The 25,549-nt window shown below is 67.8% G+C and carries 27 protein-coding genes; 15 read left to right on the top strand and 12 right to left on the bottom strand.

Translation table 11 applies throughout. The features are described 5' to 3' along the window. Positions 1–26: 26 nt before the first annotated feature. The 3 genes from rpsD (at position 27) to rplQ (ending at position 2,654) form a co-directional block, all read left to right on the top strand. A complete protein-coding gene (rpsD, locus tag AB8K43_RS09800; protein WP_370893835.1) occupies positions 27–635 on the top strand; it encodes a 30S ribosomal protein S4 in 609 nt (202 codons plus the stop codon). A 252-nt stretch (positions 636–887) separates the two neighbouring features. Then, positions 888–1,916, top strand: coding sequence for a DNA-directed RNA polymerase subunit alpha (locus tag AB8K43_RS09795; protein WP_370893833.1), 1,029 nt, complete (start codon positions 888–890; stop codon positions 1,914–1,916). 57 nt (positions 1,917–1,973) lie between these two features. Further along, the gene (gene rplQ, locus AB8K43_RS09790) at positions 1,974–2,654 is read left to right on the top strand and encodes a 50S ribosomal protein L17 (RefSeq protein WP_370893831.1); all 681 of its coding nucleotides are present in this window, start codon (positions 1,974–1,976) and stop codon (positions 2,652–2,654) included. Positions 2,655–2,744: 90 nt separating this feature from the next. On the opposite strand, the gene AB8K43_RS09785 is transcribed toward rplQ, so the two are convergent. Further along, the gene (locus AB8K43_RS09785; protein WP_370893829.1) at positions 2,745–3,902 is read right to left on the bottom strand and encodes an MFS transporter; all 1,158 of its coding nucleotides are present in this window, start codon (positions 3,900–3,902) and stop codon (positions 2,745–2,747) included. A gap of 77 nt (positions 3,903–3,979) precedes the next feature. On the opposite strand from AB8K43_RS09785, the gene truA reads away from it, so the two are divergent. Beyond that, on the top strand, positions 3,980–4,843 hold the full coding sequence (truA, locus tag AB8K43_RS09780; RefSeq protein ID WP_370893827.1) for a tRNA pseudouridine(38-40) synthase TruA: 864 nt from the start codon (positions 3,980–3,982) through the stop codon (positions 4,841–4,843). On the opposite strand, the gene lepB is transcribed toward truA, so the two are convergent. Further along, positions 4,844–5,566 (bottom strand): signal peptidase I, encoded by a 723-nt coding sequence (gene lepB / locus AB8K43_RS09775; RefSeq protein WP_370893825.1) that lies wholly within the window; start codon positions 5,564–5,566, stop codon positions 4,844–4,846. A 41-nt stretch (positions 5,567–5,607) separates the two neighbouring features. Then, complete coding sequence (locus tag AB8K43_RS09770) at positions 5,608–6,198, bottom strand: winged helix-turn-helix domain-containing protein (protein ID WP_370893824.1); 591 nt, start codon at positions 6,196–6,198, stop codon at positions 5,608–5,610. A gap of 216 nt (positions 6,199–6,414) precedes the next feature. Between AB8K43_RS09770 and rplM the strand changes: the two genes are divergently transcribed. Continuing rightward, positions 6,415–6,858 (top strand): 50S ribosomal protein L13, encoded by a 444-nt coding sequence (gene rplM, locus AB8K43_RS09765; RefSeq protein ID WP_370893822.1) that lies wholly within the window; start codon positions 6,415–6,417, stop codon positions 6,856–6,858. Positions 6,859–6,936: 78 nt separating this feature from the next. Continuing rightward, positions 6,937–7,392 carry a 30S ribosomal protein S9 gene (gene rpsI / locus AB8K43_RS09760; protein WP_370893979.1) on the top strand — a complete coding sequence of 152 codons (456 nt, stop codon included), beginning with the start codon at positions 6,937–6,939 and terminating at the stop codon, positions 7,390–7,392. A gap of 71 nt (positions 7,393–7,463) precedes the next feature. On the opposite strand, the gene AB8K43_RS09755 is transcribed toward rpsI, so the two are convergent. Next, the gene (locus AB8K43_RS09755) at positions 7,464–8,588 is read right to left on the bottom strand and encodes a glutamate--cysteine ligase (RefSeq protein WP_370893820.1); all 1,125 of its coding nucleotides are present in this window, start codon (positions 8,586–8,588) and stop codon (positions 7,464–7,466) included. A gap of 152 nt (positions 8,589–8,740) precedes the next feature. On the opposite strand from AB8K43_RS09755, the gene glmM reads away from it, so the two are divergent. Continuing rightward, entirely contained in the window at positions 8,741–10,105 is a 1,365-nt protein-coding gene (gene glmM, locus AB8K43_RS09750; RefSeq protein ID WP_370893818.1) for a phosphoglucosamine mutase, read from the top strand. Here glmM and AB8K43_RS09745 read toward each other — a convergent pair whose 3' ends face one another. The 3 genes from AB8K43_RS09745 to AB8K43_RS09735 are packed head-to-tail and all read right to left on the bottom strand — an operon-like array spanning position 10,106 to position 13,019. Then, positions 10,106–10,762: a carbonic anhydrase gene (locus tag AB8K43_RS09745; protein ID WP_370893816.1), complete on the bottom strand. Its 657-nt coding sequence runs from the start codon at positions 10,760–10,762 to the stop codon at positions 10,106–10,108. A gap of 17 nt (positions 10,763–10,779) precedes the next feature. Then, positions 10,780–11,310: a beta-class carbonic anhydrase gene (locus AB8K43_RS09740; protein WP_370893814.1), complete on the bottom strand. Its 531-nt coding sequence runs from the start codon at positions 11,308–11,310 to the stop codon at positions 10,780–10,782. After that, positions 11,310–13,019 (bottom strand): fumarate hydratase, encoded by a 1,710-nt coding sequence (locus AB8K43_RS09735; protein WP_370893812.1) that lies wholly within the window; start codon positions 13,017–13,019, stop codon positions 11,310–11,312. The genes AB8K43_RS09740 and AB8K43_RS09735 overlap by 1 nt, the downstream gene beginning before the upstream one ends. 247 nt (positions 13,020–13,266) lie before the next feature. Here AB8K43_RS09735 and AB8K43_RS09730 point away from each other — a divergent pair, with 247 nt between their 5' ends. The 4 genes from AB8K43_RS09730 to AB8K43_RS09715 are packed head-to-tail and all read left to right on the top strand — an operon-like array spanning position 13,267 to position 17,702. Further along, the gene (locus tag AB8K43_RS09730; protein WP_370893810.1) at positions 13,267–14,577 is read left to right on the top strand and encodes an extracellular solute-binding protein; all 1,311 of its coding nucleotides are present in this window, start codon (positions 13,267–13,269) and stop codon (positions 14,575–14,577) included. Then, a complete protein-coding gene (locus AB8K43_RS09725) occupies positions 14,574–15,518 on the top strand; it encodes a carbohydrate ABC transporter permease (RefSeq protein WP_370893809.1) in 945 nt (314 codons plus the stop codon). The genes AB8K43_RS09730 and AB8K43_RS09725 overlap by 4 nt, the downstream gene beginning before the upstream one ends. Before the next feature lies 1 nt (position 15,519). Then, a complete protein-coding gene (locus AB8K43_RS09720) occupies positions 15,520–16,377 on the top strand; it encodes a carbohydrate ABC transporter permease (protein WP_370893807.1) in 858 nt (285 codons plus the stop codon). A gap of 53 nt (positions 16,378–16,430) precedes the next feature. Continuing rightward, a complete protein-coding gene (locus tag AB8K43_RS09715) occupies positions 16,431–17,702 on the top strand; it encodes an ABC transporter ATP-binding protein (protein ID WP_370893805.1) in 1,272 nt (423 codons plus the stop codon). A 33-nt stretch (positions 17,703–17,735) separates the two neighbouring features. Here AB8K43_RS09715 and AB8K43_RS09710 read toward each other — a convergent pair whose 3' ends face one another. Continuing rightward, positions 17,736–18,677: a PfkB family carbohydrate kinase gene (locus AB8K43_RS09710; RefSeq protein WP_370893803.1), complete on the bottom strand. Its 942-nt coding sequence runs from the start codon at positions 18,675–18,677 to the stop codon at positions 17,736–17,738. 71 nt (positions 18,678–18,748) lie between these two features. Between AB8K43_RS09710 and AB8K43_RS09705 the strand changes: the two genes are divergently transcribed. Beyond that, entirely contained in the window at positions 18,749–19,339 is a 591-nt protein-coding gene (locus AB8K43_RS09705; protein WP_370893802.1) for a DUF4245 domain-containing protein, read from the top strand. Here the strand turns inward: AB8K43_RS09705 and AB8K43_RS09700 are convergent. Continuing rightward, on the bottom strand, positions 19,336–19,572 hold the full coding sequence (locus AB8K43_RS09700; RefSeq protein ID WP_370893800.1) for an exodeoxyribonuclease VII small subunit: 237 nt from the start codon (positions 19,570–19,572) through the stop codon (positions 19,336–19,338). The two genes, AB8K43_RS09705 and AB8K43_RS09700, sit on opposite strands and share 4 nt — an antisense overlap. Before the next feature lie 10 nt (positions 19,573–19,582). Next, positions 19,583–20,827 carry an exodeoxyribonuclease VII large subunit gene (gene xseA / locus AB8K43_RS09695; protein WP_370893798.1) on the bottom strand — a complete coding sequence of 415 codons (1,245 nt, stop codon included), beginning with the start codon at positions 20,825–20,827 and terminating at the stop codon, positions 19,583–19,585. A 67-nt stretch (positions 20,828–20,894) separates the two neighbouring features. Here xseA and AB8K43_RS09690 point away from each other — a divergent pair, with 67 nt between their 5' ends. After that, the gene (locus AB8K43_RS09690; protein ID WP_370893977.1) at positions 20,895–21,935 is read left to right on the top strand and encodes a 4-hydroxy-3-methylbut-2-enyl diphosphate reductase; all 1,041 of its coding nucleotides are present in this window, start codon (positions 20,895–20,897) and stop codon (positions 21,933–21,935) included. Here AB8K43_RS09690 and AB8K43_RS09685 read toward each other — a convergent pair. Then, positions 21,932–22,501: a hypothetical protein gene (locus tag AB8K43_RS09685; protein WP_370893797.1), complete on the bottom strand. Its 570-nt coding sequence runs from the start codon at positions 22,499–22,501 to the stop codon at positions 21,932–21,934. The genes AB8K43_RS09690 and AB8K43_RS09685 overlap by 4 nt on opposite strands. Before the next feature lie 60 nt (positions 22,502–22,561). On the opposite strand from AB8K43_RS09685, the gene AB8K43_RS09680 reads away from it, so the two are divergent. Further along, positions 22,562–23,131, top strand: a complete 570-nt coding sequence (locus AB8K43_RS09680; protein ID WP_370893795.1) for a TetR/AcrR family transcriptional regulator — start codon at positions 22,562–22,564, stop codon at positions 23,129–23,131. Here the strand turns inward: AB8K43_RS09680 and AB8K43_RS09675 are convergent. Continuing rightward, positions 23,112–23,864 (bottom strand): IclR family transcriptional regulator, encoded by a 753-nt coding sequence (locus AB8K43_RS09675; protein ID WP_370893794.1) that lies wholly within the window; start codon positions 23,862–23,864, stop codon positions 23,112–23,114. The two genes, AB8K43_RS09680 and AB8K43_RS09675, sit on opposite strands and share 20 nt — an antisense overlap. Before the next feature lie 88 nt (positions 23,865–23,952). On the opposite strand from AB8K43_RS09675, the gene hutH reads away from it, so the two are divergent. Next, positions 23,953–25,539: a histidine ammonia-lyase gene (gene hutH, locus AB8K43_RS09670; RefSeq protein WP_370893792.1), complete on the top strand. Its 1,587-nt coding sequence runs from the start codon at positions 23,953–23,955 to the stop codon at positions 25,537–25,539. Positions 25,540–25,549 lie beyond the last annotated feature (10 nt).

The following is a 25,549-nucleotide window of genomic DNA, read 5'->3' as shown; positions in this document are numbered from 1 at the left end:
TCACGGAAAGGCGATAAGAAAACACCATGGCTCGTTACACCGGCCCCATCACCAAGAAGTCGCGTCGACTGAAGCTCGACCTCGTCGGCGGCGACAAGAACTATGAGCTCCGTCCCTTCCCGCCCGGCCAGCACGGCCGTCGCCGGATCCAGGAGAAGGAGTACCTGACCCAGCTGCAGGAGAAGCAGAAGGCCCGCTTCACCTACGGCGTTATGGAAAAGCAGTTCGTCCGGTACTACAAGGAGGCGGCCAACCGCCCCGGCCAGACCGGTCACAACCTGCTCACCATCCTCGAGTCCCGCCTGGACAACGTGATCTACCGGGCCGGCCTGGCGCGCACCCGCCGCCACGCCCGCCAGCTGGTCACCCACGGCCACTTCGAGGTCAACGGCGTGCGCACGGATATCCCGAGCCACCGCGTCGAGCAGTACGACATCATCACGGTCCGCAAGCAGTCGGTGGAGACCTTCCCCTTCCAGCTGGCCCGTGAGACCTTCGGCGAGCGTCCGGTCCCGGCGTGGCTCCACGTCGTCCCCGGCAGCTTGAAGATCCTCGTCCACCAGTTGCCGACCCGTGAGCAGATCGACACCCCGCTCACCGAGCAGCTGATCGTCGAGCTCTACTCGAAGAACTAGTTCCTCGCGCGATTGTTACGCGTCGCGCTCCCCCTTCGCCCCTGGACGAAGGGGGAGCGCGAAGCGTAACAATCGCGCGAAGAACTAGTTCTTCGCGCGATTGTTACGCGTCGCGCTCCCCCTTCGCCCCTGGACGAAGGGGGAGCGCGAAGGACCGTCACCGCGGACAGAGGTGATGGCGGTCGCCGGATCACGACCGGCACGTTTCACGAGGCGTCATATAGCGGTCGCCCGTGGGAAGGAAGACACACCGTGCTGATTGCACAGCGCCCCGCCCTGAGCGAAGAGGTCATCGCCGACAACCGTTCGCGGTTCGTCATCGAGCCCCTCGAGCCGGGCTTCGGCTACACCCTTGGCAACTCCCTTCGCCGCACCCTGCTCTCGAGCATCCCCGGTGCGTCGCTGACCTCGATCCGCGTCGATGGCGTGCTCCACGAGTTCTCCACGATCCCCGGGGTCAAGGAAGACGTCACCGAGATCATCTTGAACCTGAAGGGCCTCGTCGTCTCCTCGGAGAACGACGAGCCCGTCGTGATGTACCTCCGCAAGACCGGCGCTGGCGCCGTCACCGCAGCGGACATCAACCCGCCGGCCGGTGTCGAGGTGCACAACCCCGACCTGCACATCGCGACCCTGAACGACAAGGGCTCGCTCGAGATGGAGCTCACCGTCGAGCGCGGCCGCGGCTACGTCTCGGCGAACCAGAACAAGTCGGGAGACCAGGAGATCGGGCGCATCCCGGTCGACTCGATCTACTCGCCGGTCCTTGCCGTCACCTACAAGGTCGAGGCGACCCGTGTCGAGCAGCGCACCGACTTCGACCGCCTCGTCGTCGATGTCGAGACCAAGTCCTCGATGACCCCGCGGGACGCGCTCGCCTCGGCGGGTAAGACCCTCGTCGAGCTCTTCGGCCTCGCCCGCGAGCTCAACGTCGAGGCCGAGGGCATCGACATGGGCCCGTCGCCGACCGACGCTGCGCTCGCCGCTGACCTCGCCCTGCCGATCGAGGACCTCGACCTCACCGTCCGCTCGTACAACTGCTTGAAGCGCGAGGGCATCCACACCGTGGGTGAACTCGTGGGTCGCAGCGAGGCGGACCTGCTCGACATCCGTAACTTCGGTGCGAAGTCGATCGACGAGGTCAAGGTCAAGCTGCACGGGATGAACCTGGCTCTGAAGGACAGCCCGCCCGGGTTCGACCCGTCGTCGGTCATCGATGGCTACGGCGACGACTTCGACGGCGACGAGGACACCTCGTTCGCCGAGGACGAGCAGTTCTGACCCTCACTCGCATGACCTGCCCGGTGCGGTGAGGTCAGATTTTCAAGGAGAAACACCATGCCTACCCCGACTAAGGGTCCCCGTCTCGGCGGCGGTCCCGCTCACGAGCGGCTGATGCTGGGCAACCTCGCCCAGGCCCTCTTCGAGCACGACTCGATCACCACCACCCAGGCCAAGGCCAAGCGTCTGCGCCCGCTCGCCGAGCGCATGATCACCTTCGCCAAGCGCGGTGACCTCGCCGCGCGCCGCAAGGTGCTCACCGTGGTCAAGGACAAGGGCGTCGTCCACCGCCTCTTCACCGAGATCGCGCCCGACATGGCCGAGCGCGAGGGTGGCTACACCCGGATCATCAAGATCGCGCCGCGCAAGGGCGACAACGCTCCGATGTGCGTGATCGAGCTCGTCCGCGAGCCGGTCAATGCCAAGCCGAAGCGCGCCGTCGTCGCCGAGGCCGAGGCCGCCACCAAGCGCTCCGCGAAGGACGCCAAGGCCGAGACCACCGAGGACGCGGGCACCGATGCTGCTCCGGAGACCGCGGTGGAACTGCCGAAGGGCGCCGTCGCGGCGAACGAGGACGGCTCGGCTCCCGAGGGCTACACCGTCAAGGGCAACGCCGACTCTGGCCTCTACCACGAGCCGGACGGCCAGTGGTACGACCAGACCGTCGCCGAGTTCTGGTTCGCTTCCGCGGACGATGCCGAGGCCGCGGGCTTCAAGAAGGCCGGTTCGGGCAGCTGATCTAGCACTCGAACGCGCTTCTGGCGCGAAGGGCGCCGCTTCCCACGTCGGGAGGCGGCGCCCTTCGGCATCTCCCCGCACAGAAGGGGGTCAGCGGGCTCGCCCAGCGATGATCCCGAAGTGCTTGGCGAGCGGGATGATCGCGAGGATCAAGACCATCGGGACCGCGTACCCGAGGCGGAGGTTCCCCGCACCGAAGACGCCGGTCAGCACCGCGCCGAGCAGCGCGCCGAGGTAGTTGAACTGGTTGAAGCGGGCGATCACCATGTCCACCCGGGCCTGGCGCACGACGGGGTCATCCGTGCCGCCCGCGATCGCGCCCGCGGCCGAGAAACTGAGCGGGGCGATCACCGCGATCCCACACCCGACGATCGTGAAGCCGAGGATCGCCGCGATCGTGCTCGGCGAGAAGACGATGACCGCGAGCCCAGCGGCGGCGAGCACCCCGCCGACGCGCAGCACCCGGGTCGCGCCATAGCGATCGACCAGATGGTCTCCGCCGATTCGGGCAGCCAGGGTCGCGGCGAGGTAGGGCAAGGTCGCGAGCGGCAGCCAGCGGTCCGGGGTCGCGTGGACGGTTTCGAGGAACTTCGGGCCCCAGACGGTCGAGGCCGTATCGACCATGTAGAAGAGGATCATCGCGAGCCCGAGCCACCCGATGCGCCGCCACGGGATCTGGTTCGGATCGGCGACCTCGTCGACGATGGTGTCCCGGCGCAGGTAGGGGGCGAAGGCCATCGCGAGGGGCACGAGGAGCAGCGGCAGGATCGCGTACCGCAGCTCGACGTGGGCCATGGCGATCGCGGCGATGGTGGCGAGGATGCCGCCGAAGGTCCAGGCTCCGTGGAAGGACGGCAGGATCGCCCGGCCATAGTGCGCTTCGACCGAGACGGCCTGCATATTCGACCCGGCGTCGATCGCGCCGACCGCGAGCGCCCAGATCGCGATGCCGACGAGGAAGACGCCGAAGGCGGGAGCCCAGGACGCGATCAGCAGGCCAATGATCGTCAGGACGCAGCCGATTCTTAAGACGAGCGCGCTATGGGACCGCTTGGCGATCACCTCCGCGCCCACCGATCCGGCCCCGGAGAGCAGCACGACGAGCAGCATGACGAGTGAGAGCTTGAGTTCGTCGAGCCGCCATACCCGAGAAATCTCGGGAAGGCGCTGGGTCACGCTGATGAAGACGAGTCCCTGGAGGAAGAAGGAGCCGGCGGCGGCGAGCCGAGCGGTGCGCAATGCGGTCACAGGCGAGCAATGTCCTCCTTGGTTACTCGGGAGTCAAGATGTGGTCAACCGGTGGGCGCTGGCTAGGGTTCGCTCTTGTGAGCGCTTCCCCCTTCGACCCCTCCGCCGTCCGGGTGCGTCTCGACCTGGCCTATGACGGCACGGCGTTTTCCGGATGGGCGGCGCAGCCTTCGCGGCGCACGGTCGAAGGAGAACTGACGACGGCCCTCACCACGATCACCCGAAGCAGCGAACCGGTCCGCCTCACGGTCGCCGGCCGGACCGACGCCGGGGTTCACGCCCGCGGTCAGGTGGCCCATGTCGACCTCCCCGTCTCCACGTGGGAGGCACTTCCCGGACGGGCTGGCCGCGCACCTGAGGAGGCGGCCCTGACCAGGCTCAAGGGGGTCCTGCCGCCGGATGTCGTGGTGCACGCCGTCACCCGGGCGCCGGACGGCTTCGATGCCCGCTTCTCGGCGGCGTGGCGGCGGTATCGCTATCTCATCGTCGACGACCTCACCCGCGTGGACCCCCTTCGCCGCCATGAGGTGGTCGCTCATCGGCGGCCGCTCGATGAGGAGGCCATGCACGACGCCGCGCAGGGCCTGCTCGGGCTGCGGGATTTCGCGGCCTTTTGCAAGCGGCGCGCAGGGGCGACCACCGTGCGGACCCTGATCGACTACTCGTGGTGGCGACGCGACGACGGCCTGGTGGAGGCGCGGGTGATCGCGGACGCCTTTTGCCATTCGATGGTTCGCGCGCTCGTCGGTGCGGTGATCCCGGTCGGAGAGAGGCGAGAGTCAGCGCGGTGGCCGGCCGAGGTGATGGCGGCCGGGGCGCGTGATCCGCGGGTGAAGGTCATGCCCGCCCACGGGCTCAGCCTCGAAGAGGTCGGGTATCCGGCCGACCATGAGCTCGCCGCCCGGGCGGAGCAGGCGCGCGCTCGGCGCGAGCTGCCCTAACTACTCGACGGTCCCGGGCCATAGCGGCCAGAAGCGGAATCCGACCGTGCCCACGACCTGATCCATGGGCACGAACTGTGCGCAGGTGGCGCCATCGGAGGCGCTCGAGCGGCAGTTGATCGCCGAGTCGCCGGACTGCGAGCGGTGGTCGCCGAGCACGAAGTACGACCCCTTCGGCACGGTCACCTCGCTAAAGCAGCGTGTCGAGCGCGGGTCGGTGGTGCAGTCCAACTGACCCGGGATGAACTCGAAGTCCTCGAAGACGTACGGCTCGTCGATCCCCTGCCCGTTGACGGTGACGCGCCCCCCTTCATCGCAGCAGGAGACCTGATCGCCCGGGGTGCCGATGATCCGCTTCACGGTGTGCGTCTGGTGCGAGGGGCCGACGCCGAGGATCCCGCCGACGGTTCGAACCGCCTCCTTCGCTGGGCCTGCCGGGGGAAGGGCGGGATCGGCCCAGGTCTGGCCGTGACCGAAGACGATGATGTCCCCGCGACCCAACTGGGTGTCGTCGACGAAGGCGATCTGCGCCAGGATCCGGTCGCCAGGCGTGAGGGTCTGCTCCATTGACCCGCTCGGGATGACGAAGGGGCGCGCCAGGACGTGCGTCGCGATGGCGAGCAGAGCCAAGGCGATCAGGGCACGAAGCGCGAGCCCGGCGATGAATCGGGGGGTGGACGCTTCGGTCTGCGGCGACGGGTCGGTCCGCGAGTCTTCGGGCACCGGACCATCTTTGCACCGGCGGATCGGCGTCGGTCGTTTCGCTAGCCGCGGCGAAGGGGGTCGAGCGGGATCAGCGCGGTCCACGCCCCGACGCGCCGAGCGCCGGGAGTCCCGGCACCGATCCGGCGGTACCGGGCGAGGACAGCATCGAGCTCGGCGCGCAGGGCGGCGAGTTGCTCTTCGCTCACGAGTACCGCGTCGTCGCGCACGCCGCATTCGTCCTGCCAGACCGGGGGCCACGCCTGCGCTCCGTCGACCCAGGTGTGCGCCCGGCCCGCGAGCAGGTCGACGTGATCGTGAGCGAGCCAAAGGGCGTCAGCGAGGTCCTCGACATCGTCGCCGTCATCGGCGGAGTCGGCGTCGCCCACCGGACCATCGTCGGCAAACCGGGTGGTGACGGCGTTGGGGTCTGGGGCGGCTTCGCTCGCGGCCCAGAGGCGGGTTTTGGCATTGCCGAGCCCGGTGTCCTCGACCAGCTCGGCCTCGCCAAGCACCCTGAGGTGATAACTCGTCACGCCGGTGTTGGTCCCGAGCGCCCGCGCGAGGTCGGCCGACGTTGCCGCGCCGTGAAGGCGCAGGTGGGCGAGGATGCGCGAACGAAGGGGGTGAGAAAGAAGCCGCCACCCGTCCATGGATTGCATAATAGTTGTGCAATCAGCACGCGGTCAATCGAAGAGCCCCGGCGCTCACCTCCCGTTTGGCCCGAGATACCGGGGGTTTTGCGCCCGTCGGCGCGTTTTGGGTCGGCGCGTCGACCCCCCGTAAAATTGATCGGTAGTTGGCCTGGGCGATGATCTGCCGCCGGCCCGCCTCCAGCAGTTGACGTTTACCAGCAAAGGCAAGCACTCATGCGTACCTACACCCCGAAGCCGGGCGAGATCACCCGTGCCTGGCACGTGATCGACGCGACCGACGTCGTCCTCGGCCGCCTCGCGAGCCAGACCGCGATTCTCCTGCGCGGCAAGCACAAGCCGACGTTCGCTCCGCACGTCGACACCGGCGACTTCGTGATCATCATCAACGCCGACAAGGTCGCCCTGACCGGCTCGAAGGCGGCCCAGAAGGTCGCCTACCGGCACTCGGGCTTCCCGGGTGGCCTTAAGTCCACCTCCTACACCGAGCTGCTCGAAAAGAACCCGGAGAAGGCCATCGAAAAGGCCGTCCGCGGGATGCTGCCGAAGAACTCCCTCGGCCGCGCGCAGCTCGCCAAGCTCAAGGTCTACGCGGGCCCGGAGCACCCCCACGGCGCCCAGCAGCCGACCCCGTACACCTTTACCCAGGTCGCCCAGTAAGCGCCCGCACGAGACAACGCATAAGGAATCACTGTGGCTGACACCATCGACACCACTCCCGAGACCGAGGAGGCCCCGATGACCTCCTACACCTCCGAGTCCGAGGGTCCGGTCGGCGAGGCTCCCGCCGAGCGCCGCACCGTCTCCGTCCCGGGCGCCGGCACCGGCCGTCGCAAGCAGGCCATCGCCCGCGTGCGGATCGTCCCCGGCACCGGCGAGTGGAAGATCAACGGGCGCACGCTCGAGGAGTACTTCCCCAACAAGGTCCACCAGCAGATCGTCAACGAGCCCCTCACCGTGCTCGAGCTGGACGGTGCCTACGACGTCCTCGTGCGCGTCCACGGCGGTGGCCCCTCCGGCCAGGCCGGTGCGGTGCGCCTCGGCGTCGCCCGTTCGCTAAACGGTGTGGACCCGGACCTGAACCGCGCCACCTTGAAGAAGGCCGGCTTCCTGACCCGTGACGCTCGCGTCCCGGAGCGCAAGAAGGCCGGGCTCAAGAAGGCCCGCAAGGCTCCGCAGTACAGCAAGCGCTGATCCGGCTCGGATCACTGCCCGCGAAGGGGGCGCCGCGACCACCTCGGTCGCGGCGCCCCCTTCGCGCTTTGTTAGAGGGGGTGCCCGGCGTGCAGTTCGTCGATCAGGCTGCGCACGACCGCCCGAAGGTCCCCCTCATGGGCCGCGGCGACCGCGAGTTGACGCTGGTAGCTCGCGCCGGTGGTGATGATCTGCTCCAAGCCGCTTAGTTCGTCGGCGCAATCGAGGCGCCGGGCGATGGGCAGGAGCCGCTCGATGAGGTCGTAAAGGGACTCGGTGACCAGCCGCTCGCGGTTGTGGTCGTCGAGGATGATGATGGCGTCCATGCCATAGCGGGCGGCCCGCCACTTGTTCTCCTGGACATGCCACGGCGGCAGCGTGGGGAGCATCCCCCCGTCGGTCAGCCGGTCATCCAAAGCGACCACCAAGCACTGGATGAAGGCGGTCAAGGAGGCCAGTTCGGCGAGGTTGGGGACGCCGTCGCAGACCCGGTTTTCGATCGTGCCGAGGTGCCCGGCGGGCCGGATGTCCCAGCGAATCTCCTTGAGCTGATCGATGACACCGGTCGTCATCAGGTCATCGGCGTAGCGCTCGTACTCGCCCCAGGTGTCGAACTGGAAGGGCAGCCCCGCGGTCGGGAGCTGTTGGAAGAGCTGGGCACGGTTGCTGGCGAACCCGGTATCGACGCCGGCCCAGAAGGGAGACGACGCAGACAGCGCCTGGAGGTGCGGGACGTAGGGCAACAGGCCGTTGATGAGCGGCATCACCTTGTCGCGGTGGGAGATCCCGACGTGGACATGCACGCCGTAGATCACCATCTGGCGCCCCCACCAGCGGGTTCGGTCGATCAACGTCGCGTACCGCTCCCCTTCGGAGACCTCCTGACGGTCGGGCCGGGCGAAGGGGTGAGTGCCGGCCGACATCAACTCCACGCCGAGGTCAGTCGTGACCGTTCGCAGGGCCCCGAGCCCTTCGTCCAGGTCGGCCATGGCCTCGGGGACCGTGCGAGCGATATCGGTGACCAGCTCGACGGTGTTGCTCAGCAACTCTCGATGAACCCGGGAAGCGACGGGGGAGTCGAGAGCCTCGACGACCTCGGCGGCGCGCGGGGTGAGGTCCAGGGAGTGCGCGTCGACCAGCGCGAGTTCCCACTCCACCCCGAGGGTGGGTTGCTCGGAGGGGCGAAAGTCGATCATGGCTCGCCTTCGTCGAGATGTGCCGGTTCGTCGGTGCCGAACGGGCCTATCCGGCGGAGTTGAGCCTATCTGGCGGGTATGGTCAATCGGCAGTCAGTGGTCCGTGGCGATCACCACGTCGAAGGAAAACGGAAGGCAGGCGCTCTTTTACGATGGCGCGACTATTTGGTACCGACGGAGTCCGTGGCCTCGCCAACGGCGATGTGATCACCGCAGACTTCGCGCTGCGGCTGGCCCAAGCGGCAGCGCGAGTCCTGCCCGAGGTCGAAGCCGATGGCAGTGAGGACGGCCCCGCCCGGCGCCCACGCGCGGTGGTCGGGCGTGACCCACGGGCGTCCGGTGAGTTCCTCTCGGCGGCGGTCGTCGCCGGGCTGGCCTCGGCCGGTGTCGATGTCCTTGATGCTGGCGTGCTGCCGACGCCGGCGGTCGCGTACCTGACGGCGGATGCCGACGCCGACTTCGGGGTCATGCTTTCGGCCTCCCACAACGCCATGCCCGATAACGGGATCAAGTTCTTTGCCAAGGGCGGGCACAAGTTGCCCGACGCGGTCGAGGACGCCATCGAGGCGGCGATGGCGGACACCCCCGCGCGTCCGACCGGAGCCGACATCGGCCGGGTCTCGCAGATGGAAGACGGTGGCGCTCGCTACGTCCGCCACCTCCTGCGCGCCATCCCGCACCCCCTCGACGGGCTGGTCGTGGTGATCGACGCCGCCCACGGCGCGGCGAGCGCCGTGTCGCCGGAGATCTTCCGCTTGGCTGGCGCCGAGGTTCACGTGATCGGTGCCTCTCCCGACGGCCTCAATATCAACGATGGCTATGGCTCCACCCACCTCGAGCAACTCCAGGCGGCGGTGCGCGAGCACGGCGCGGACCTCGGCGTCGCGCACGACGGCGACGCCGACCGCTGCCTCGCCGTCGATGCGCAGGGCGAAGTGGTCGACGGCGACCAGATCATGGGGATCCTCGCGCTCGCAATGAAGGAGCGCGGTGTCCTTGCGGACGACACCCTCGTCGCGACCGTGATGAGCAACCTCGGCCTGCTCCAGGCGATGGAAGCGGCCGGGGTTACGGTCCGCCAGACCGGGGTTGGCGATCGCTATGTCCTTGAGGAGATGCGCCGCGGCTCTTACACCCTCGGCGGTGAGCAGTCGGGCCACGTCATCATGCTCGAGCACGGCACCACCGGCGATGGGGTCCTCACCGGGCTGCTCCTCGCCTCGCGGGTGGCGGAGTCCGGGAAGACCCTCGCCGAGCTCGCCACCGTCATGACCCGGCTGCCGCAGGTCCTGCTCAACGTCAAGGGCGTCGATAAGGACCGGGTGGAGACCTGTACCCCCCTTCAGGATGCCGTCGCGCAGGAGACCGCGGCCCTCGATGGGTCCGGCCGGGTGCTCCTGCGCAAGTCGGGCACGGAGCCGGTGGTTCGGGTCATGGTCGAGGCGGCCACCGAAGAGCAGGCCGAACAGGTGGCCGAGCGTCTCGCGGGCGTCGTGCGAGCCGAGCTCGCGCTCTAGTTAGACCGAAGGCTCGACGCCGGCATCGCCGACGACCGTGACCACGCGGGCCTCGCCATCGGTGAGGACATACTCGGCGCCGACGATCGCGAGTTTGCCGGAGGAGACCCGTTCACCGATCAGGGTGGAGCGCTCGGTCAGGAGCTGAGCGGTCATCCGCACGTGTTCGCGCTCGACCTCTTCGGGCTCGAGAGCGCCGCGGCGTGCGACCGAGATGATGCTGGGCGTCACCCGCTCGACGATGTCGCGGAGGAATCCGCCGGGGATGGTCCCGCTTTGGTGCGCGGCGAGCGCGGCGTTGATCGCGCCGCACGAGTCGTGGCCGAGGACGACGATGAGCGGGATCCCGAGCGGGCCGACGCCGAACTCAATCGATCCGAGGACGCTCGGGTCGGTGACGTGCCCCGCTGTGCGCACGACGAAGAGGTCCCCGAGACCTTGGTCGAAGATCAGTTCGGCGGCGACGCGAGAATCCGCGCAGCCGAAAAAGAGCGCGAAGGGTCGCTGCTTCGCGGCGATCCGATGCCGGATCTGCACATCTTGATGCGGGTGGGCCGGGGAACCCGCCATGAAGCGGGCGTTCCCGGCGGCCAGCATGGCCCAGGCTTGCTCGGGGGAGGACGGGATGGTTCCTGGCTGCGCCCGGTGACGGTCCATGCCCCCGAGTATCTCCCCTAGTCGAGCGGGGCGAGCAGACCGGTATCGACGTCGTAGATGAACCCGCCGACCTCGACGCGGTCCCCGATGAGGGGATGTGCTCGCACGGCGGCGACGCTCGCGCGCAACTCGGTCTCCATGTCGTTGACGACATTGAAGGCCTGCCAGGAGGCGTCGATCCCGGCGGACTCGCCGACCCGTCGGCGGAGGTCGACCTCGGAGTTGGCCGCCATCGCGCAACGAGTGTGGGGGACGACGAGGATGCGGCGTACCCCGAGCAGATGCACGCCGAGGACGAGCGCCTCCATCGCGGCGCCGGTCACCCGGCCACCGGGATTGCGGAAGATCTTCGCGTCGCCGGCCTTCAGCCCCAACATCGCGAGCGGGTCGATCCGGCTGTCCATGCAGGTGACGACGGCGATCCCGGCGTGGGCGATGCCATCGAAGCCGGAGAGGTCGTGGGTCTTCGCGTACTCGGCATTGGCGGCAAGGAGGTCGGCGAAGTCTGCGGGGTCGGTGGCCGCCGGGTCCACGGTGCGCCCGGCCATCAGAGGAGCCCCGCCCGCTTAGAGATCGTGGTGGCGACCGGTTTGGTCACCGAGGCGAAGAAGTCCTCACCCTTGTCGTCGACAACGATGAAGGCGGGGAAGTCCTCCACCTCGATCTTCCAGACGGCCTCCATCCCGAGCTCGGGGTATTCAAGGACCTCGACGCTCTTGATGCAGTCCTGCGCGAGGCGCGCAGCCGGGCCACCGATCGACCCGAGATAGAAGCCGCCGTGGGCCTCGCAGGCGTCGGTGACCTGTTGGCTGCGGTTGCCCTTGGCGAGCATCACCATCGAGCCGCCCGCCGCCTGGAACTGGTCGACATAGGAGTCCATGCGTCCGGCGGTCGTCGGTCCGAAGGAGCCCGAGGCCATCCCTTCTGGCGTCTTCGCTGGTCCGGCGTAATAGACCGGGTGGTCCTTTAAGTACTGCGGCATGTCGTCGCCCGCGTCGAGGCGCCCCTTGATCTTCGCGTGCGCGATATCGCGCGCGACGACGAGGGGCCCAGTGAGCGAGAGTCGGGTCTTGACCGGGTGCCGCGTGAGTTCGGCGAGGATCTGGTCCATGGGCTGGTTGAGGTCGATCTGGACGACGGCGCCCTCCTCAGCGGCGTCATCGCGCTCGAGCAGGTCCTCGTGGGTCTGCTCGGGCAGGAACCTCGCCGGGTCGGTCTCGAGTTGCTCGATGAAGACCCCTTCGCTCGTGATCTTGCCGAGCACCTGACGGTCGGCCGAGCAGGACACGGCGATCGCCACGGGAAGGGAGGCGCCGTGCCGGGGGAGGCGCACCACGCGCACGTCGTGGCAGAAATACTTCCCGCCGAATTGGGCGCCGATGCCGCTTTGGCGAGTGAGTTCGAGGACCTGCTGCTCGAGCTCGACATCGCGAAAACCTCGGCCGGTCGCGGCGTCGCCGGTCGTCGGCAAGGAGTCGAGGTACTTCGCGCTCGCGTACTTTGCGGTCTTCAGCGCGAGCTCGGCGCTGGTGCCGCCGATCACGATCGCGAGGTGGTACGGCGGGCACGCGGCCGTCCCGAGGGAGCGGATCTTCTCGTCGAGGAAGCGCATCATGGCGTCCGGGTTGAGGATCGCCTTGGTCTCTTGGAAGAGGTAGCTCTTGTTGGCCGAGCCGCCCCCCTTGGCCATGAAGAGGAACTTGTAGGTGAGCTCATGCCCCTCGGCGGTGTCGGCGTAGAGCTCGATCTGGGCGGGCAGGTTGGACCCGGTGTTCTTCTCCTCCCACATCGTGACCGGAGCCATCTGCGAGTACCGAAGGTTGAGGCGGGTGTACGCGTCGTAGACGCCGCGGGCGATCACGCGCTCGTCGGTGCCCTCGGTGAGGACGCGCTGGCCACGCTTACCCATGACGATTCCGGTCCCGGTGTCCTGGCACATCGGCAGGACTCCACCAGAGGCAATGTTGGCGTTTTTCAGCAGGTCAAGCGCGACGAACTTGTCATTGGGGCTCGCCTCCTCGTCATCGAGGATCGAGCGCAGCTGCTGCAGGTGCGCGGGGCGGAGGTAGTGCGCGATGTCGTGCATCGCGGTCTCGGTGAGCAGACGCAGGGCGTCCGGCGCCACCTGGAGGAAGGACTGGCCGGCGAGCGGTCCGGAATCCACCGTGACGACCTCGACGCCCTCGCTCGTCAGGTGCCGCCAGGGGGTCTGGTCGGCCCCGACCGGGAGCATGTCCTCGTACGCGAACTCAGCCATGGTTTCGAACTCCTCGCGCTTGCCGGTGAGATCGATGTGATCACCGATCACCACCTCGAATGAGGTGCCGTACCTTGATCACGATCCGACACCAATTAGCACTCTACGACCCCCCGCGCCCCTGTCCCGCACCGGCATTGCGGTGATAGGAAAGGACATTAAGGATCCTCTCGTCATCATCACGGCCGGCACACAGCCTGCCGATCGATGGGGAAGGTCCGGACCCGACCGTCGAAAGGACGAGTTCGTGCAACGACGCACTCGACGCCGCGCTGCGGCGGCAGCAGCCGTCCTCACCGCGTCCGCGCTGACCCTTGGTGCTTGTGGGTCGAGCGATGAGGCAGGACAAGGCGAGGTACTCAACTGGTACATCAACCCCGACGGTGGCGGGTCCGACCCGGCCGGCGGCGGGCAGGCTCAACTGGCCAAACAGTGCACGGACGCCTCCGGCGGCAAGTACACGATCCGGGTCCAGGTGCTGCCGAATAGCGCGAGCGACCAGCGCCAGCAGCTGCTGCGCCGCCTCGCCGCCAACGACGCTGGGGTCGACATCATGTCGATCGACCCGGTGTTCGTCGCCGAGTTCGCCGAGGCGGGCTTCCTCGCCAAGGTCCCCGAGCAGTACGCCGAGGAATTTGTCGGTGACGCCGTGGATCCGATCGTGAGTTCGGCGATGTGGAAGGACGACATTTACGCCGCCCCCTTCTGGGCCAATACCCAATTGCTGTGGTATCGCAAGTCCATGGCCGAAAAGGCCGGGCTGGATATGAGCAAGCCGGTGACCTGGGACCAACTCATCGAGGCCGCTAAAAAGGACGATAAGTACATCAGCGTCCAAGGGCGGCGTTACGAGGGGTACATGGTGTGGATCAATGCCCTGATCGAAGGGGGCGGAGGGTCCATCCTCGAAAACCCCGGCGCCGACGGGGCGGAGCTGAAGTTCGGTCTCGACTCCGAGGCGGGCACCAAGGCGGCCGAGATCATCCAAAAGGTCGCGAAGGAAGGGGTCGGCGGACCGGCGCTGGGCTCGACCGACGAGACGACCTCGCTCGACATGTTCCAAAACGAGCAGTCCGCCTTCATGGTCAACTGGCCCTATGTCTACGCCGCGATGAGTGGGGCCGAGGTGCCCTGGCTCGATGACGTCGCCTGGGCGCGCTACCCCCGCACGGTCGAGGGCGAAGAATCACGCCCGCCGCTCGGTGGCATCGAGATGGGCGTCAACCAGGCCTCGACGAAGCAGGACGCGGCGTGGGAGGCCGTGAAGTGCCTCACGAGCGAGGAGAGCCAGGCCGCGTACATGATCGGCACGGGTAACCCCGCGGCGCGCAAGAAGGTCTATGACAACGCCGAGGTGCGCAAGATCTTCCCGATGGCCGATCTGATCCGCGAGTCGCTCGATGCCGGTGCGCCTCGCCCGCTCACCCAGTACTACGGCGACGTCTCCTCGGGGATTCAGCGTGAGTACAGCCCGCCGAGTGCGGTCAACCCCAGCACCACGCCGAAGCAGACGACATCGCTGCTCCAAGAGGTCATGAAGGGAGATGCGTTGCTGTGAGTGTGGCCACCACCGAATCGGGTTCGGCGAAGAAGAAGAACAAGGGCCCGATCAGCGACCGCGCGAGGGGAGAGCAGGTCCTCGGGTGGAAGCTCGCGATGCCCGCCTTCGTGATCATGCTGCTCGTGACGGCCTACCCGATCGCCCAGGCGGTCTGGAACTCCTTCTTCAATTACCGCCTCACTGACCCGAGCAACCGGGAATTCGTCTTCCTGCGTAACTACACGGTCTCGCTCGCCGACCCGGTCTTTTGGAAGGCGATGTGGGCGACCGTCCTCATCACGGTGATCACCGTGATCGTCGAACTCATCCTCGGCTTCGTGATCGCGCTCGTGATGCACCGGATCGTGATCCCGCGGCGCACCCTGCGGACCATCGTGTTGATCCCGTACTCGATCATCACCGTGGTCTCGGCCTTCACCTGGCTCTACGCCTACCAAATCAACACCGGGTTCTTGAACACCTGGTTTAGTTGGCTCCCTGGAATCACCCAAAACTACGACTGGTTCGGCAGCTTCTGGCCGTCGATCTTCGCGATCTGCGTCTCGGAGATCTGGAAGACGACCCCCTTCATGTCGCTGCTGCTCCTCGCCGGTCTGGCCCAGGTCGACTCGACGATGGAAGAGGCCGCGAAGGTCGACGGCGCGTCGTGGTGGCAGATCCTGGTCCGGGTGATCCTGCCCAACATGAAGGCCGCCTTCATGGTCGCGTTGCTCTTCCGCACCCTCGATGCCTTCCGCATCTTCGACAACATCTTCGTGATGACCGGCGGTGCGAACGATACGAGTTCGCTGTCGATGCTCATCTATCGACAAACCATCGACCGAACAGAGATCGGTCTCGGGTCGGCCCTGTCCGTGATCCTCTTCCTCTGCGTCCTCGTCATCGCGGCCGTCTTTGTGAAGGGCTTCAAGGTCGACCTCGCGGCAGGGAGGAACTGATATGGCTAAGCCGTCCGCCAAGGGCACCGGTATCTGGTCCCTGCTGGCCGTCCCGATCATGATCTGGACGGTCATCCCGCTCATCTGGATGGTGGCGCTGTCGCTGAAGAAGCCGGCCGACCTCGGCAATCCCGAGGCCAACATTCTCGGCGGTTTTTGGCCGAAGGAGGTGACCTGGCAAAACTATGAGTTGATCTTCACCGGTGGCGCCAACGACCTCTTCTTGCCGGCCCTTCGCAATTCGCTCATCGTCTGCCTCTCGGCGACCCTGATCTCCGTGGTCCTCGCGATGTTCTGCGCCTACGCGATCGCGCGACTGGAGTTCAAGGGCAAGAAGATGATCCTCACGACGGCGCTCGCGGTGAGCTTCTTCCCCGTGGTCGCCATGGTGACGCCGCTGTTCGATGTGTGGCGCCGGATCGGGCTCTTTGACACGATCCCGGGCCTGATCATCCCCTACCTGGCGCTCACCTTGCCCCTTGCCATCTGGACCATGTCGGCCTTCTTCCAGCAGATCCCGTGGGAGATGGAGCAGGCGGCCCAGGTCGATGGGGCGACCAACTGGGAGGCCTTCCGCAAGGTGATCATCCCGCTCGCGGCTCCGGGGGTGTTCACCACGGCGATCATCACCTTCTTCACCGCGTGGAATGACTTCGTCTTCGCCATCTCGTTGACTTCGGAGAACGCTCGAACGGTGCCCGCCGCGCTCGCCTTCTTCACCGGCGCGTCGCAGTTCGAGCAACCGACCGGGGCGATCATGGCCGCGGCCGTCGTCGTCACCATCCCCGTCGTCATCCTCGTGCTGATCTTCCAGCGCCGGATCGTCGCCGGCCTCACCTCAGGTGCGGTCAAGGGCTAACCGCCCGGCCGATCCGATCCGGTAACTGCCAAGAGATTTAGGAGCATTACGAAATGGCTGAGATCACTCTTCACAATGTGGTCAAGGAGTACGGCGACGGATTCCTTGCGATTAAGGGCGTCGACCTCGATATCAAGGACGGCGAGTTCATGATCTTCGTCGGCCCGTCGGGGTCGGGGAAGTCGACCCTGCTGCGCATGGTCGTCGGGTTGGAGGACATCACCTCCGGCGACATGATGATCGACGGCAAGAAGGTCAACGATCTCGCGCCGCGCGATCGCAACCTGTCGATGGTCTTCCAGAACTACGCGCTGTACCCGCACCTCAGCGTCTTCGAAAACATCGCCTTCCCCCTTCGCCTCGCCAAGGGCAAGCACTCCGAGGCCGAGATCCGCGAGAAGGTCCAGGCGGCCAGCCGCATGCTCGAACTCGATGAGCACCTCGAGCGCAAGCCGTCGAATCTCTCCGGCGGTCAGCGCCAGCGCGTCGCGATGGGCCGGGCGATCGTGCGCGATGCCGACGCCTTCCTCTTCGATGAGCCGCTCTCCAACCTCGACGCGAAGTTGCGCGGTCAGATGCGCACCGAGATCTCGCGGATGCAGCGGCGCCTTGGGGTCACCACGATCTACGTCACGCACGACCAGACCGAGGCCCTCACCCTCGGTGACCGGGTCGCCGTGCTGAAGAAGGGGGAACTCCAGCAGGTCGCGTCGCCGCGTGAGTTGTATGAGCAGCCGGTCAACCTCTTCGTCGCCGGCTTCATCGGGACGCCGCCGATGAACTTCCTGCCGGCGCAGGTCGACGGCTCGATGCTGCGGCTGCCCTTCGTCTCGGCCCCGATCCCCTCGGAGTTGGCGGCCAAGCTCGAGGGCAAGGACATCGTGATCGTCGGGATCCGGCCGGAGTACATCAAGGACGCCTCGCTTGGGGATGTCGCCGATGGTTCGGTCACCTTCGATGTCGATGTCGATGTGACCGAGTGGCTCGGCAACGAGCAGTACGCGTACATCCCCTTCGAGGCCGATGAGTCGGTGCGAGCGACCCTCGATGAGCTCGACCGCGACCTCGACGGTGAGGGCATGCGCACCCAGATGATCGTCAACCTCGATGCTCGTTCTCGGATCCGCGAAGGGGACACCGCCGAGTTGGCCTTTGACCCGGCGCTGATGCACGTCTTCGACCCGGAGACCGGTGCGAACTTCACCCGCGACGATGCTCGGGCCGAGGAGATCGCGCGCGAGTCCGAAGAGGACCGCAAGCGCGCGCTCGAGCGGGCTCGCGATCGCGACAACGCCGTGCGGGAGCGGGAGGCCGCGCAGGCCTAATCAGCGCGAAGCGACGCGGGTCGGATTCGGTCTTTAGCCGATTTCGGCCCGCGTCGGCGCGTACGCGCCGGCCCGTCCCACGGTCACCCCACTTGTCGCAAGACCGCGCCGGATTGCATGCTCCACGTCCTCGGCTGTGGCCCGGCGGAGCCGGTCGCGGGCGGCGGGCGAACCCGCGTAACCGAGATCGAGCAGGCCGCTGATCAGGCCGGCAGTGAAGGAATCGCCGGCGCCGATCGTGTCGACGACCTGCGACGCCGAGCTCGGGAGCTCGACGATGTGGCTCGGATCGACGGCGGTCGCCCAGGAGACCCCCTTCGCGCCGCTGGTGATGACCACCAGACCCGCGCCGGCGGCGCACCACGCCCAGGCAACCGAGGTGAGGGGTTGACCGGGGTGGAGTAACGCGACGTCCTCATCGCTCGCCTTGACGATGTCGCTTGTCGCGATGACGCGGGCCACGGCCTCGGCGGCGTCGACGCCCACCGGCAGGGCTCCCGGGCGCAGATTGGGGTCGTAGGAGATGCTGACCCCCTCGGCTCGGGCCCGTCGTAGGACGGCACTTACCTGAGGAGCGCTCCCCGGCCAGATGGCGCCCAGCGAGCCGGTGTGGATATGGGCGGTCGCGGGCGGCAGGTCGATCGGGTCCGGCGAGAAGACCAACTCGAAGTCGTAGGACGCCGACCCGTCCGGGGCGATCTCGGCGCGCGCGATCGAGGTCGGCGCGCCGTGGGCGGATTGCTCCTGGAGGCGGACTCCCCCTTCAGCGAGGTGCTCGCGCACCCGCTCGCCGCGCGCGTCCAGACCGACGGTCGTTGCGAGCCACGTCGGGTGATCGAGCCGGGCGAGCCCGAGTGCGACATTGGCGGGACTGCCTCCCACGTGTTCGATCGGCGGCTGGTCAGGGCGCTGCGCGATGTCGATGAGCGTCTCGCCGATCACGAGGACCGGACCGGGGGCACCTGACTGGCTCATGGGGCGTCCTTCGTTGGCGCGCAAAGGGGTGGATCACGGGGATCCTAGTCGCGCATGGGATCATGCGGCCTATGAGTTCACCCGCGTCCGGCGCGAGCCACTATGCCAAGGGATCTGCCGCCAACATCCTGCGGTCCGTCCTGGTGGTGGGGGCGATCGTCGCCGTGATCTTCTTCGCCGTGGCCCGCACCAACTCCGTCACGCCTCAGCAGATCGACGTCCCCGTCGCCGCCGAGGGCCATGCGGTGCAGTCCGGGGAGCCGCTTAGTTATCCCGTGGATCTGCCCGAGGGATGGCAGGCGACGAGCGTGCGCTACATCCGCTCAACGGGTGACGTGATGATGTGGCACGCGGGCTACACGACTCCGGACGGCCAGTACGTCGCGATCCAGCAGGCTGTCGATGGCCCCGAGGAATGGGTCAACGTCCAGACCAACAATGGCGCGCGCATCGGGACGCTCACCTCCGAGGACGGCCGCGAGTGGGTTCAGCGCGAGCGCGAAGGCAAGGTGCAACGCAGCCTCGTCAACGACCCGGAGGGCAAGGGCGAACTCACGACGATCATCACGGGCACCGGGACCTTCGATCAGCTGATGGAGTTTGCCAACCACCTACGGCAGGCCGATCCCACACCGTCGAGCGCGTCGCCGACCTCGTCTTAACCCTGCGGAGCGTCCTCGGCCGGGCTCTGTTCGGCGATGCTCGCTTCGGCGCGGTCGAGCCAGGCCGTGCAGTGCGCAGCGAGTTCTTCGCCGCGTCGCCAGAGCGTCATGCTCTCCTCGAGGCCGACCTGCCCCCCTTCGAGGCGGGCCACGAGCGCGATGAGTTCATCGCGGGCCTGCTCGTAACTCAGCTCGGTCACCGCGGTCGTCGTCTCGTCGTCCGTTGCTGCCATGCCCGACACCTTAGGACGCTGGGGTGTCAGCGCCACCGAGGACGCGAACGGCGAAGTTCCCATCCGAGACGCTGACCGTGAGGGCCTGATCGACGGCCACGTCGGCGCGCCGAGTGATGATGCGCCCGTCGGCGTCTTGGATCACCGCGAAGCCGCGATCCAGAGCGGACTGCGGCGAGAGGGCTCGTGCCTGGGCGCGCAGATGAGTGATACGGTCCTGCTCTCGGTGCACTGCGGACTCGACGCGAGAGGTCGCCCGGCGACGCAAGGCCCCCACCACCTCGCGCTGGGCTCGGATATACGCTCCCCGGTCGGTCATGACCGGCCGAGTGAGGAGCGCGAGAAGGTGCCGACGCTCGGTGGCGAGCCGGGTCGCAAGGGCCCGGGTGAGGCGCTCGCGAGCCCCCGCCAGGTGACGGTGCTCGGCGTCGGCGTCGGGGGCGATCAGCTTGGCTGCATCGGTCGGCGTCGACGCGCGCACATCGGCGACCAGGTCGAGCAAGGGGGTATCGACGTCGTGGCCAATCGCGCTCACGACGGGGGTCCTCGCGGCAGCGACGGCACGGATCAGCGATTCGTTGCTAAAGGGCAGGAGGTCTTCGACCGAGCCACCTCCGCGAGCGATCACGATGACCTCGACCTCGGGGTCGGCGTCGAGGTCGGCGAGGGCCGCGGTGACCTCGGTGACCGCGCTCGCGCCCTGGACGGCGACGGTGCGGATCGTAAAGGGCAGCCCGGGCCAGCGCCGGTGGGCGTTTTCGACGACATCGCGCTCGGCTGCGCTGGCGCGCCCGCTGATCAGGCCGACCCGCCGGGGGAGGAAGGGCAGGGGTTGCTTGCGGTCGCGGTCGAAGAGGCCCTCGCTCGCGAGGAGTTGCTTGAGGTGCTCGATCCGCGCGAGGAGTTCACCGATCCCTACGGGGCGGATCTGGCGGACATCCATCGTGAGGGACCCACGCTGGGTCCAGTACGACGGCTTTGCTTGGACGACGACCCGAGCACCTTGGGTCAGCGGCGCCGTCATCGCGTCGAGGGCGTTGACCTGGACCGCGCACGACAGCGACATGTCCACGTCGGGATCGCGCAACGTGAGGAAGGCCATCCGGGAACCGGGCCGGCGGTTCAGCTGGACCACCTGACCCTCGACCCAGGTGACCGACATCCGCTCGACGTACTCGCCGATCTTCATGCTGAGCACGCGGACCGGCCACGGGTCTTGCGCCGTGGTGTCGGCGGCACGCTCCGGCAGGGTCATGCCCGCCACTGTAGGGCGAAGGGGTGACAGTCGCGGCCCAGGAAGCACTCAGGTGCCCTCGCCTACGATGGTGGGTATGTCTGACCTCAGCGAACCGACCGACGCCAAGCGGGTCCTGCTCGCGGCCCCGCGTGGCTACTGCGCCGGGGTGGACCGCGCCGTGGTGACCGTCGAACGCGCCCTGGAGCTCTACGGGCCGCCGGTCTATGTGCGCAAGGAGATCGTCCACAACAAGCATGTCGTCACGACCTTGGAAAAGCGTGGGGCGATCTTCGTCGAGGAGACCGACGAGGTCCCCGAGGGCGCGACGGTGATCTTCTCGGCGCACGGAGTGGCTCCGGTCGTCCACGAAGAGGCCAAGGCGTTGTCGCTGAAGACCATCGACGCGACCTGCCCGCTCGTCACGAAGGTGCACCGTGAGGCGGTGCGCTTCGCCAAGGACGATTTCGACATCCTGCTGATCGGTCACGAGGGGCACGAAGAGGTCGTCGGGACCTCCGGCGAGGCCCCCGAGCACATCACCTTGGTCGACGGGCCCGACGACGTCGCCAATGTCACCGTCCGTGACCCGCAGAAGGTCGTCTGGCTCTCCCAGACCACCTTGTCGGTCGACGAGACGATGGAGACGGTGCGCCGCCTGCGGGAGAAGTTCCCCGCGCTGCAGGACCCGCCGAGCGATGACATCTGTTACGCGACCCAAAACCGTCAGTTGGCGGTCAAGGAGATGGCCGAAGATTGCGACCTGATGCTCGTCGTCGGATCGCGCAACTCATCGAACTCCGTGCGTCTTGTCGAGGTCGCACTCGAACACGGCTCGCGGGCCGGGTACCTCGTGGACTACGCCGACGAGATCGACCCGGCCTGGCTTGAGGGAGTCCGGACCGTCGGAGTCACCTCCGGCGCCTCGGTGCCCGAGATCCTCGTGCGCGAGGTGTTGGAGTACCTCGCCGAGCGCGGCTACGACGACGTGCGGCCGGTGGTCGCCGCAGAGGAGTCGCTCCTCTTCGCCTTGCCGATGGAGTTGCGCCGCGACCTCAAGGCCGCCGGGATGAGCGACAAGATGAAGCACGACGCCGGTTCCTTGGCGGACGCGGGTCAACTGCACTAGCGGGGGACCGCGCGGTCGCGCTCCGAGCCCGACCGCGACGTGTAGCTGAGGGCCCACACGGCGTCGATCACGAGGATCAGGGTCCAGACGCGCGCCGCGCCACCGAAGTAGTCCCACGCCTGCGCGGTCCCGACGAACCACGCAGCCGCGACCAGGATGCCACTGCCAACCGCCCACGCGACGACATGGCGGGCGAGTTGTCGGCGCTCGTGGGCGGCCCGAGCGCTCCCACGTCGTGGTTTGGGCGCCGGCGCCGGACCGTCCGCATAGCGATGGGCGAAGCGCACGTCGGCCCACCGCACCATCGAGTGCCCGTAGCCGACCGAGATCCCGAGGTAGATCGCGGCGAGCAGGTGGGCGAGCGAGGGTTCGGCGCCCGCGCGCAGATCGAGTGAGACAGCGACCAGCAGGATGAGGTCGACGAGGGGGGCGCAAATGAGCAACGCCGCCCCGAGGCGGGGACGCCGCAGCAGGTACCGAGTCGCGAGGCCCGCCAGCAAAAAGACCCAGAACAGCACCTCGCAGGCGATGATCACGGCGTAGAGCACGATTCCCCCTTCGCTCATTTTCACAACACGACTGTGTTACGAACCGCTAATTTAGCACGGGTGTGTTAGAAAAGGGGGGTGCCGAAGGTCGTCGATCAGGAGCAGCGCCGAGAGGACATCGTCCGCGCCTTCGGGCGTGTGGTCCGCCGGGAGGGCCTGGCCGGGGCATCGGTGCGCGCGGTTGCTGCCGAGGCCAATCTGTCACCGGGCGCTCTGCGTCACTACTTCGACCGGCAGGACGGCCTCATCCACTTCGCGGCCGCCTCGATGTATCAGCAGGTCGCCCTTCGGGTGCAGGCGGTGAGGTCTGAACTGGGGGACGGCGACGGCCTCGCGGTGCTCGAAGAGCTGATGCCCCTCGACGAGCGGCGACGCGATGAGTTCGACGTCTGGCTCGCACTCGTGGTCGCGGGGGCATCCGACCCCGCACTGGCGACGATCTCCCGGGAGAGTCACGAGGGCATCGCTCGGGTCTGTCGCGATGCCTTGATCCGCGCCGGGGTCAAGGAGCCGAGCCCCGACCAGGTGCGAGATGTCCACGCCGTGGTCGACGGCCTCTCACTCCATCTCTCGCTCTATCCCGACACGATGACCCCAGCAACGGCCCGCCGCATCCTGCGTGAGCGGTTCAACGGATGCGCTGGGTGAGGGTGCGGGCGGTCGCGCCGCTGCGGGCGACCAGCAGGTCGCGAGCCTCCTGATCGACTTCGTCCGTCGGGTAAGTGATCGCGACCGCCGCCACGGGATGATCGGTGCGGTCGAGGACGGCATGGGCGACCGAGGACAGTCCTGGGGTGACGGTTCCCTCTTCGATGGCGTGCCCGCGTTGGCGCACATCAACCAGTAAGCGCCGCAATGCCGACGGGGTCGCCGGACCACCCTGATCACCGCCGACCATGGCGCTCGGGCCGGGGTAGAGGGCGGTGACCTGACGGGTGGGGAGGGCCGCAAGCATCGCGAGGCCGCTCGCGGTGATGGGTGCGGGGAGACGGACTCCCACATCGGTCACGAGGAGCGGGCGCCCCTTCGCGCGCTCCTCGATGACGTAGAGCACGTCGCGCCCGTGCAGGACCGCGAGGTGAGCGTTGTGCGTGGTGGAGTCGACGAGTCGTTGCAGCAGGGGCCTGGCCAGGCGCTGAAGGGGGGTCTGGCGCTGGTAACCCGAGGAGAGTTCCTGCGCGGCCGGACCGAGACCCCACACGCGCTCGTGCGGGTAGTGGGTCACGTACCCGTGCTCTGCCAGGACCGTGAGCAGGTGGTACAGGCTGCTTCGAGGAATGTCGAGCTGCCGGGCGAGGTGGGTCGCGGCGACCGGTTCCACCCGGGACGCGAGATAGGTGAGGACCCGCAAGGCGTGCCCGGCTGAGGCGGCATTGGCCATCGCGTGGACCCCCTTCGTCTTTAATGCCAGACAAGACTACGGGCCGAGGCATCGCGAAGGGGGCACCGCTGCGGCCACAGTGAGACCTATGTCGCAGTCCTTCGCATCATCCGCGCCCGCCGTGGTCCAGGTGGGCGACCGCCCCCTTCGCATCGACGAGGTCGCCGCCGTCGCCCGCCCATCAGGCCCAGAGGGGGAACCCGCTCAGGTCGTGATCACCGACGACGCCTGGGGTCGGGTGCGTGAAGCCCGTGCGGTCGTCGAAGACCTCGCCCATGATCGGGTCGCTCATTACGGCATCTCGACCGGCTTCGGCGCCCTCGCGAACACCCACATCCCCCCGGAGAAGCGCGCGCAATTGCAGCGCTCCCTCGTGCGCAGCCATGCCGCCGGGATGGGTCCCGAGGTCGAAGAGGAGGTTGTGCGGGCCCTGATGCTGCTGCGGATCCAGACCCTGGCGACCGGCCACACCGGCATCCGGCCCGAGACGCTGCAGCTCTACGTGGATCTGCTGAACGCCCGGATCACCCCGGTCGTCCACGAGTACGGGTCGCTCGGGTGCTCCGGGGATCTCGCCCCGCTCTCGCATTGCGCGCTCGCGTTGATGGGCGAGGGCGAGGTTCGCGAGCGCGGCGGCGCGGTCGAGCCGGCCGCTGACGTGCTCGCGCGACATGGCCTCACGCCCGTCCAGCTCGAGGAGAAGGAGGGCCTCGCGCTCATTAACGGCACCGACGGCATGCTCGGGATGCTGGCCCTCGCGATCACCGACCTGCGGCGGCTGCTCACGACCGCCGATATCGCCTGCGCGATGAGTGTCGAAGGCCTGCTGGGCACCGATGACGTCTTCGCCGACGACCTGCAGCAGCTCCGGCCGCAGCCCGGTCAGGCGCTCGCGGCGCAGAACATCCGCCGCGTCCTCGCGGGCAGCCCGATCCGCGAATCTCACCGCACCGAGGCCTGCACCCGCGTCCAAGATGCGTACTCGCTGCGCTGCGCTCCGGCCGTCCACGGCGGGGCCCGCGACACCCTCGCGCACACCGAGCGGGTCGCGGGTTATGAACTCGCTGCCGCCGTCGACAACCCCGTGATCACCGATGACGGCCGGGTCGAGTCCAATGGCAACTTCCACGGAGCCCCGGTCGCCTACGCCCTGGACTTCCTCGCGATCGTCGTTGCCGATGTCGCGAGCATGAGCGAGCGGCGCACCGACCGCTTCCTCGACGTCGCCCGCAATCACGGGCTGCCCCCCTTCCTCGCCGACGACCCCGGCGTGGATTCGGGGATGATGATCGCTCAGTACACCGCCGCCGGGATCGTGAGCGAACTCAAGCGGCTCGCGAACCCCGCCAGCGTGGACTCGATCCCGAGTAGCGCTATGCAAGAAGACCACGTCTCCATGGGGTGGGCTGCCGCCCGCAAGCTCCGCCGCGCGGTCGATGGGCTCGCGCAGGTCCTCACCATCGAACTCGTGACCGCAGCTCGCGGCATCCAATTGCGGGCGCCGCTTGCGCCCTCGCCGGCCACCGCCGCCGTGATCGCCGCGCTCGATGAGCACAGCTCGACGGCGCCCGGACCCGACCGCTTCCTCGCTCCCGACCTCGCGGCCTGCGCGCTCACGACCCGCGACGGCGGGCCGGTGGCGGCGGCCGAAGCCGTGACCGGGCCCTTGCACTGACCCCCTTCCT

Origin of the sequence: Janibacter sp. GXQ6167, assembly GCF_041365945.1 — a bacterium.
Taxonomy (GTDB): domain Bacteria; phylum Actinomycetota; class Actinomycetes; order Actinomycetales; family Dermatophilaceae; genus JBGFSK01.
This window is presented reverse-complemented; position numbering and strand designations above follow the sequence as displayed.